This is a genomic window from Streptomyces sp. NPDC002785, from assembly GCF_040295565.1.
Taxonomy (GTDB): domain Bacteria; phylum Actinomycetota; class Actinomycetes; order Streptomycetales; family Streptomycetaceae; genus Streptomyces.
This window is the reverse complement of record NZ_JBEOVN010000279.1, coordinates 1-7,635: the sequence shown is the minus strand read 5'-3', so window position 1 is coordinate 7,635 and position 7,635 is coordinate 1. Positions and strand designations below refer to the sequence as shown.

General features: G+C 72.2%; 4 protein-coding genes and 2 pseudogenes. 5 read left to right on the top strand and 1 reads right to left on the bottom strand.

The genetic code is table 11. The features are described from left to right. Positions 1 to 103: 103 nt before the first annotated feature. The gene (locus ABTZ94_RS34970) at positions 104 to 1,537 is read right to left on the bottom strand and encodes a lamin tail domain-containing protein (protein ID WP_351207067.1); all 1,434 of its coding nucleotides are present in this window, start codon (positions 1,535 to 1,537) and stop codon (positions 104 to 106) included. 830 nt (positions 1,538 to 2,367) lie between these two features. On the opposite strand from ABTZ94_RS34970, the pseudogene ABTZ94_RS34965 reads away from it, so the two are divergent. From ABTZ94_RS34965 to ABTZ94_RS34945, 5 genes and pseudogenes are all read left to right on the top strand, one after another. Next, positions 2,368 to 2,994, top strand: a pseudogene (locus tag ABTZ94_RS34965) (IS6 family transposase); the annotation flags it as partial. Positions 2,995 to 3,175: 181 nt separating this feature from the next. Further along, a pseudogene (locus tag ABTZ94_RS34960) lies at positions 3,176 to 3,430 on the top strand (transposase); the annotation flags it as partial. 240 nt (positions 3,431 to 3,670) lie between these two features. Next, on the top strand, positions 3,671 to 5,629 hold the full coding sequence (locus tag ABTZ94_RS34955) for a hypothetical protein (RefSeq protein ID WP_351207065.1): 1,959 nt from the start codon (positions 3,671 to 3,673) through the stop codon (positions 5,627 to 5,629). Next, the gene (locus ABTZ94_RS34950) at positions 5,622 to 7,238 is read left to right on the top strand and encodes a SagB family peptide dehydrogenase (RefSeq protein ID WP_351207063.1); all 1,617 of its coding nucleotides are present in this window, start codon (positions 5,622 to 5,624) and stop codon (positions 7,236 to 7,238) included. Before ABTZ94_RS34955 ends, ABTZ94_RS34950 begins: the two co-directional genes overlap by 8 nt. A 166-nt stretch (positions 7,239 to 7,404) precedes the next feature. Further along, positions 7,405 to 7,587, top strand: a complete 183-nt coding sequence (locus tag ABTZ94_RS34945) for a hypothetical protein (RefSeq protein ID WP_329203031.1) — start codon at positions 7,405 to 7,407, stop codon at positions 7,585 to 7,587. Positions 7,588 to 7,635: the final 48 nt, after the last annotated feature.

Here is a 7,635-nt window from a genome sequence, read left to right as displayed (position 1 = left end):
AGCGGTTCGAAGACGAGTCCGCCGATGCCGAGCGAGGCGCCCCACACCCCGACGACGGCGGCGACGAGCAGGCCGACGGCCCGGGAGACACGAGCGGAGAAGGTCAGCAGGTGACGGTGCCCTTGCGCAGGGCGTGGCCGCCGTCGTTGGTGTCGTCGGCCCAGTAGACGGGCTTGGCGCCGGCCACGCATTCGTCGGCGCCCGCGAGGGAGAAGCCCTCGTTGTTGTAGTTGGGCATGCCGCTGGGACGGTTGTAGACGGCGGTGGTAGCGAAGGAGCCGGTCGTGTCGATCTTCAGGGTGCGGTGCTGGCCGTCGCAGGTGTCGTCGCAGACCGCCCACAGGCGCCCGGCCTGGGGCTCCCACTGCAGCTCCATCACGCCGGACATGCCGCTGCTGAAGGAGGCGACGCGGGTGTAGGGGCCGGAGTCGGCGAGGACGTAGCCGTAGATCACGCCGGTGCCCTCGACGCCGACGAAGAACACCCCGCCGCTGTGGGCGCCGTAGCGGGCCGGGTCGTAGGCCCCGCCGGTGGAGGCGTCCTTGAAGCCCGCGCCGGTGAGGGCAGCGTCGGGAATCCAGGTGATCCCTTCGAAGCCGAGGTTGGAGCCAGTCGTGGGCAGGTCGGAGGTGAGGTTCCATTCCTTGGCGGCGGTCAGCGACGAACTGGATCCGCTGACGTCGTACTTCAGCACCGACAGGCGGCTGGTACCGGAGGCGTCACCGTTGCGCTCACTCGCGACGAACGCCCCGCCGGCCGAGCCCGCTCCGGTGAGAGTGACGCCTTCACTGTCGGGGCTGCCGGAGCCGCCGGGGAAGCGCAGGGTCTTGCCAGAGGACCAGCCGCTGGTCGTATCGGGCTTCCAGCCGCCGGAGCCGTCACGCATCAGGCGCCACAGCTTGCCGCTGTTCTGCGCCCCCCACAGCACGCCGCCCTCCTGGTAGAGGCCGCTGAGGTCCTGGCCGAACACTTTGGAGCCGTCCGCGGTCGCCACGCTGCTGCTGCCGGGCCACGCCACCGGCGTCGTCGAGCCGCCTCCCCCACCGCCGGTGCCGCAGGCGTTCGGGCCGCCGAGGGTCACGGTCGCCGCCTGCTTGAAGTCTCCGGTGCCGTCGGGGCAACGCGACCAGGACGGATCGGAGTGCTTGCTCCAGGAGAAGCTGTCCACCAGGGTCTTGCCGTCCACGAGGTAGAGGCGGGCCTGGTCGTCGGAGCCCAGGCCGTACTTGTCGTGGACGTCGAACGCCCGATACCTGCCAGGTGCCAGCGTGGTCCCGGAGGCGATCTTGTAGGTGTGGTCCTTGTCGTTGTCCTTGAGGATCCAGCCCGAGACGTCGATCGTGACGGTGCCCTTGTTGTAGAGCTCGATCGAGTCGTTGACGTCGCCGGTGGTCACCACCTCGTTGATGCGGACGTCGTCGGCCGCAGCTGCGTGCGCCGCCGGCACGCCGGTCAGGGCACCTGCGGCCAGCAGCGGTGCGGCGGCGAGGAAGCGGGCAAGAACACGACGCCGACGGCGGGCGGTCGATAGTGTCACGGGATTCCGTCCTAACGTTGTCATGGGCAAGGCGGCCTGACAGTCCCGGCTCAGACTGAACAAGACTCCTCCGCTGAGGAGGACGGCTCGCGAACGGCTGGCGAAATCCCGTGCCGGGCCCCTCCCCGCTCCAGCCTCGGCGCACGTGGACAGATCCCTGACCCTTGCGTACGAGCTGAGCCGTCGTTGCGGACAGCAGTTCGTGACGATCGGCATCGGCTCGTGCAGCCTCACCGGGCGTCCCGGCACCAGGCCGGAACCCGCACGCCTCTTCGAGCCGATGTGGTCTTCAAGTCCGGTTCGAACTCGATGACGTATGAGATTCCGCGAACCAGCGCACTTCGCGGAGGCCGGCGCAGAACCGGCCTCCGGCGCGGAGGTCGGGCACGAAGGCGCGGGTGACGACGCGGTGGAACGCGCGGCGCTGTTCGGGGGTTGGTGAGGCGGTCCAGGTCGGCGGTGAAGCGGGGCAGGGCCTCGTAGGTGGGCACGGCGAACTCCTCCAGGAAGCACGAGCCCCCGACAGGCGCCGGGGGCGGTGGTGACTGTTCGTGTGAAGGGCGTCGGTGACGTGGTGCTCAGTCGTGGTGCGTTATCGGGGAGTGGTGCGCTGGTGTGCGCTCGATAGCGGTGGAGTCGGTTGCAGTGCGATTCCGGGGCGGGTGAGGCTCGTGTGGTCGTGGCACAGCATTCGCACGGTCGGGTCAGCTCTCGTACAGGGCGCGCATCACGTCCGCGAACTGCTGGGGCCGGGCGGCCTCGCAGCTGTCGCATCGGCGTTGTCACGTTGGCTGACCGGCCTGGGATGATCTTGGAGTCGATCGTGCTGGATAGGGGGATCGCTCGTGTCGTCCGCGCCGCGTCGTACAAGGGGCACCGGTACCCGGGAGATCATCGCGCACTGCGTGTGGCCGTACTTCCGCTTCCCGCTCAGCTTCCGCGAAATCGAGGAGCTGATGCTCGAGCGCGGCGTGCTCGTCTCCCATGAGACGGTCCGCCGCTGGTGCTCCAAGTTCGGGCAGGCCTACGCCGGCGCGCTGCGCCGCCGGCAGCTCCGGCCCGGGGATAAATGGCACCTGGACGAGGTCTTCATCAAGATCAACGGCGAGCTGAAGTACCTGTGGCGGGCCGTCGACGCCGACGGCACCGTGCTCGACATCCTTGTACAGAACCGGCGGGACACCGCTGCGGCCAGGCGGTTCTTCCGCAGGCTGCTGAAGAAGACCCGTACAGTGCCCCGGGTGGTCGTCACCGACAAGCTCCGTTCCTACGGCGCGGCCCACCGCGAGGTCATGCCCTCGGTCGAGCACCGCTCTCACAAAGGCCTGAACAACCGGGCCGAGAACTCCCACCAGCCCACCCGGCAACGCGAACGCGCCATGAAAGGCTTCCGCAGCCTCGGCGGAGCCCGCCAGTTCCTGTCCGCGTTCAGCGGCATCTCACCCCACTTCCGACCCCACCGCCACCTGATGACAGCCCCCGGCTACCGAGCCGAGATGACCAGCGCTTCGCCATCTGGGATCAGGTCACCGGCGTCGCCGGTCTGCCTGCCGCGGCCGGAGCACGGAGCCGGAACCCGGCCCCACCAAACCCGACACACCGTCAGGCACTCACACACTCAACAACGTGACAGCGCCGGCCGCTGGCCTGCGGGAGTTCGCTGCCTCCCGGGACTGGCTGACCATCTATTATCTCCCGCCCTACGCACCCGACCTCAACCCCGTCGAAGGTATCTGGTCCCTTCTGCGGCGCGGCTGGCTCTCCAACGTCGCCTTCAGCACCCCCGAACACCTCATCCAGCGCGTCCGACGCGGCTTACGGCACATCCAGTACCGCAGCGACCTCATAGACGGCTGCCTCGCCGAGACCGGCCTGACCATCAGCCCCACCTGAGCAACCCAGCGACATCACGAGTTCAACCTCAGTAACCGCCCCCCAGCGTTACCACGGGACCCGCCGGGAGATCCTGTGGTGGGAACTGTGGGTCGGCCGTGGAGACGGGGCCGCGGCCTCTGCGGAAACTCGGGTGGGCCCCGACCGCCGCTCGGCTCCCGGCCTCGCGAGGGGCGGAGCGGCGGACCTGCGACCCGAAGGCGGACGATGCGCCCCCGATTGAAGTCCGATGTGTTGTACGTGCCGACCGTTGACGGAGTTCACGTCTTCGGCGCTGGCGCGGACCTGGCCCTGCGCGGCCGGTCCGCCTACCGGTGGTTGGACCGGGTGGCTCCGCACCTCGACGGCACGGTCGAACTCGATGACCTGGTTGTGGGGTTGCCCGGTGAGAAGGGCGAGGCGGTGCGCGCCCTGGTGCGGCAACTGCACGCCGCCGGGTGTCTGGTCGACGCCGGCGCGGACCTGCCGCACGGGCTGACCTCGCGCGAGTGCTCGACGTACGCGTCCGAGATCGCGTTCGTCGAGTACCACGGCGACAGCGCCGTGCACCGGTTCGAGACCTACCGGCGGTCCGATGTCGTGGTGGTGGGCGCGGGCCCGGTGTTCGTCGCGCTGGTCTGCTCGGTACTGCGATCCGGGGTGCGGCGGGTACGGGCGGCGCTCGCGCCGGAGCGGCCCACTGACACCGAACGGCTGGCGGAGCTGGTGGCGGAGGCGACGGAGCGCGATCCGGACCAAGCACTGGTCCTGACGGACCTGGCGCGGACCCGGCTGGAGGACCTGGTCGGCGGGGCGGACGCGGTGCTGCACGTCGGAGAGGGCGACGCGGTGGAACGGGCACTGCGGCTGGACCGGCTGTGCCGGGGTACCGGCACCGTGCTGGTGCAGGGGCTGGTCCTGGACGACGTCGCCTGGCTCGGGCCGGTCGGCGACGGCTGGCACTCGGCGTGGCAACGGTTGGACGCGCGCGGACCGTTCCGGGAGAACGCGTTCCTCACTGGTCCGGCCGCTGCGGTGGTCGCCTCTCACCTCGGGCTTGCGGCCTTCAGCACGCTGACCGGGGTCGCCTCCACGCCGACCGCCGGCGCCACGCCGGACCAGGCCGCGACGGCCGGAGACACCGTGGGCCGGGCCGCGGCCGGTGAGCTGACCCGGATCGATCTGGAGACCCTGCGCACCTCCACCCACACGGTGCTGCCCCACCCCACAGCCTGGCCCGTCCGGCCCGAGAGTCGCGAGGAGTTCACCCGGCGGATCGGGGATCTCCGCGCCGGGGCCCCGGTGGCTGGGGAGGAATTCTCGCGGCGGGCCGTCGGCTGCTTCGACCCGTACGTGGGGGTGCTGCGCGTCCTGAACGAGGAGGAGTTCACCCAGATACCACTCCACGTGGCGAAGGCTCTCGCGCACACCGAGGACGCCCGGCCGGTGTACGGGGTGGGCCTGGACTTCGCTGAGGCCCGTCGGGACGCGGCGATGCGCGGGCTGGCCCGGTACGCAGCGCGTCGGCCGGACGTGCGCCGGTACGGGCCCGGCGGCGCTCTGTGGGGCTGGAACCCAGTCGCCGGGCGGGCCGAGGCGGTGGCCGCGGAGCGGGTGTTCACGGCGGGCGACGAGGTGGGGGTGGGTACGGGGGTGGACTGGGACGCGGCCGTGACCGCGGGACTCGGCGGGCGGTGCGCGTGGCTGGCGCTGGCCGATGTGGCGGCCGGGACGGTGACGCCCCGGCCGGTGACGATCGAGCCCGAGGCCCTGTCGCCCCGGGCGGCCCGGCTGTGGGGCCTGCTGCGGGCGGCGCGGGGGACGCTGGCGGTGGCGGACATCGGCGGGGCCCTGGGGGTGCCCGTCCTGGCCTGGTGGCAGGGGGGTCGGGCGGTGGCGGTGACCTGTGGGCCGGACTCGGTGGAGGACGGGCTGCGCGCGGTCCTGCTGGACCGTCAGTCCGTGATCGCGGACGAGCCCGGGTACGCGCCGGTCCCGCCGGGCCGGTGCGAGGTCCCCGATCCGGCGGGCGGTCGGCCGCCGCGGGCCCTGGCCGGGCCGGAGGCGATGCTCGGGGCCCTGCGGGCGCGGGGGGTGCGCCCGTTGGTCGTTCCCCTCGACCACGACCCGGTGGTGGCCGGGCTGCTGCCGTTCGTGGTGCGGGTGGTGGCGGCCGGGGACGGGGTGCCGGGCGGGGCGCGGGGACGTGGCGATGCGTAGCGTCGTGGGGGATCTGCTCGGTTCGCCCGGTCTGCGGTTCTGGTGGCGCACTTTCGAGGGGGTGCAGGACCTGTTCGCCGAGGGGCGCGGGGAGGAGGGCGGTCCGGACGATCCGTTGCCGGTCAAGACCTACCGGGGGTTGGCCCGGTACGTCCTGCCGGGGCCGGCGCGGCGGATCGGGGACGCGCGGTCGTCCTTCGGTTCCTTCCGCGCTGCCCACCCCTCGGCGGTCCCGCGGCTGGACGCGCTGGACGAGCGGGCCTTGTCGACGCTGCTGTACTGGACCTACGGGTTGGGGCGGATCGAGTTGGGGCCGCACGCGGTGTGGCCGTACCACCGGATGGTGGCCTCGGCGCGCTGTTTCCACCCCGTGGAGCTGTACCTCTGGCTGGCGCGGCCGGTGGGGGACCTGCCCGCCGGGTGCTACCACTACGATCCGGCCCACCACGCCCTGACCTTGCTGCGGCCGGGCGGGGTGCCCCGGGAGGTGCGGGCCGCGTCGGGCGCGGGCGCGGGGGTCGGGTTGCTGGTGGCCTCGGCCTGGTTCCGCAAGAGCGCGTTCCGGTACCGCGACTACGCGTACCGGCTGTGTGCGCAGGAAGCCGGGATGGTGGTGGGGAACGCGCTGTTGGCGGCCGGTGCGATCGGGGTGCCCGGGCGGGTGCACCACCGGTTCGACGACGCGACGGTCAACCGGGCGCTGGGGCTGGACGGGGTGGAGGAGACGGCCTTCGCCGTGGTCGATCTCGGGGCGGCGGACTGGCCGGTGGGGCCTCCGGGCCCGTCGGCCGGGCTCCCGGAGGCGGGCAGGGTGCCGGAGATCCAGCTGGCGCACCTGTCGCCCAATGCCACGAACGCGGACGCCTGGTCCGGGCTGACCGCACTGGATCTCGCCGCCCGGATGTCGGGGCCGGGCGCACCGGTCGATCCGGCCGACTTCCTGCTGCCGCTCCCGGCCCCCGGCCCGGCCGGGGTCGGGGTGCCCGGGGCCGGGGCGGAGCCAGGTGGGGTGGAGTTGGCCGGGGCGCTGCGGGTCCGAGACTCGGGGGGCCGGATGTTCCTGCCGGCGGGCCCGCCGCCGGACGTGGCCGACCTGGTCGCGGCCCTGCGGTACGCGTGGGAGCCAGTGCCCGGTGATCACACCGGTTCGGCGTGTCCGCCGCTGGTGGACGCGCACGTCCTGGTGGTCGACGCGGCCGGGATCGCACCGGGGTGGTACCGCCTCGCGGGCCCGCCGGGGGCCGCGTCCCTGGTGCGGGCGGAGGATCGGGACGGGCGGGAGGTGGTGGCCATGTTGTGCGACCGGACCCCGGCGGTGAACTCGGCGAAGGCTGGCGCGGTGGTGTTCCTGACCGCCGACCGGCTGGCCGGGGAGCGGTGGTTCGGGGCGCGCGGGTACCGGGTGCTGCATCAGGAGGCGGGGATCGTCGCGCAGCGGGTCAGTGTGTTCGCGGCCGCGGCCGGGTTGTCGGCGCGGGTTACCAACGGCTACCACGACGGGCTGGTGCGGGAGTCGCTCGGCGTGGACGCGGCCCGGGTGCCGGTGTTCACCGTCGTACTGGGCCGGCGCCGACCCACGGCTCAGTACGAGCCGCCGCTGACCTGGTGAGGAGCTTGTCGCCGCCCCGGCCTGCGGACCAGACCTGTGGTCGGGGGCGTCCGCGGTCAGACCTGTGGTCCGACCGTGGAGACGGGCTGGTGCCCGGGTCGCAGGATGCGTAGCGACCGTTCGACGGTCGATTCCTCACCCGTTCCACTGAGAAAGGGGATCAACGATGCACAACGACCTCGTCCTCGACCTGGACGACCTCAGCGTCGATGAGCTGGACGTCCTGCCCACCTCGCCCGGCGCCGGCCTGGAGACCGTGAACGTCGGTCACGCCATGGTCGAGATCGGTGCGTCGAACTGCACCTCCACCGGTACCCCGGCGAGCTGCTGTTCCTGCTGTTGCTGTTGATACCGGCCACGGGTCGACGTCGGGTCCGGCGGGCACGTGTGCCCGCCG

What these genes read in the sequence shown, in the direction of transcription:
- ABTZ94_RS34950 (WP_351207063.1), top strand. Translation starts at nt 5,622, where the DNA reads ATGCGTAGCGTCGTGGGGGATCTGCTCGGTTCGCCCGGTCTGCGGTTC.
- ABTZ94_RS34945 (WP_329203031.1), top strand. Translation starts at nt 7,405, where the DNA reads ATGCACAACGACCTCGTCCTCGACCTGGACGACCTCAGCGTCGATGAG.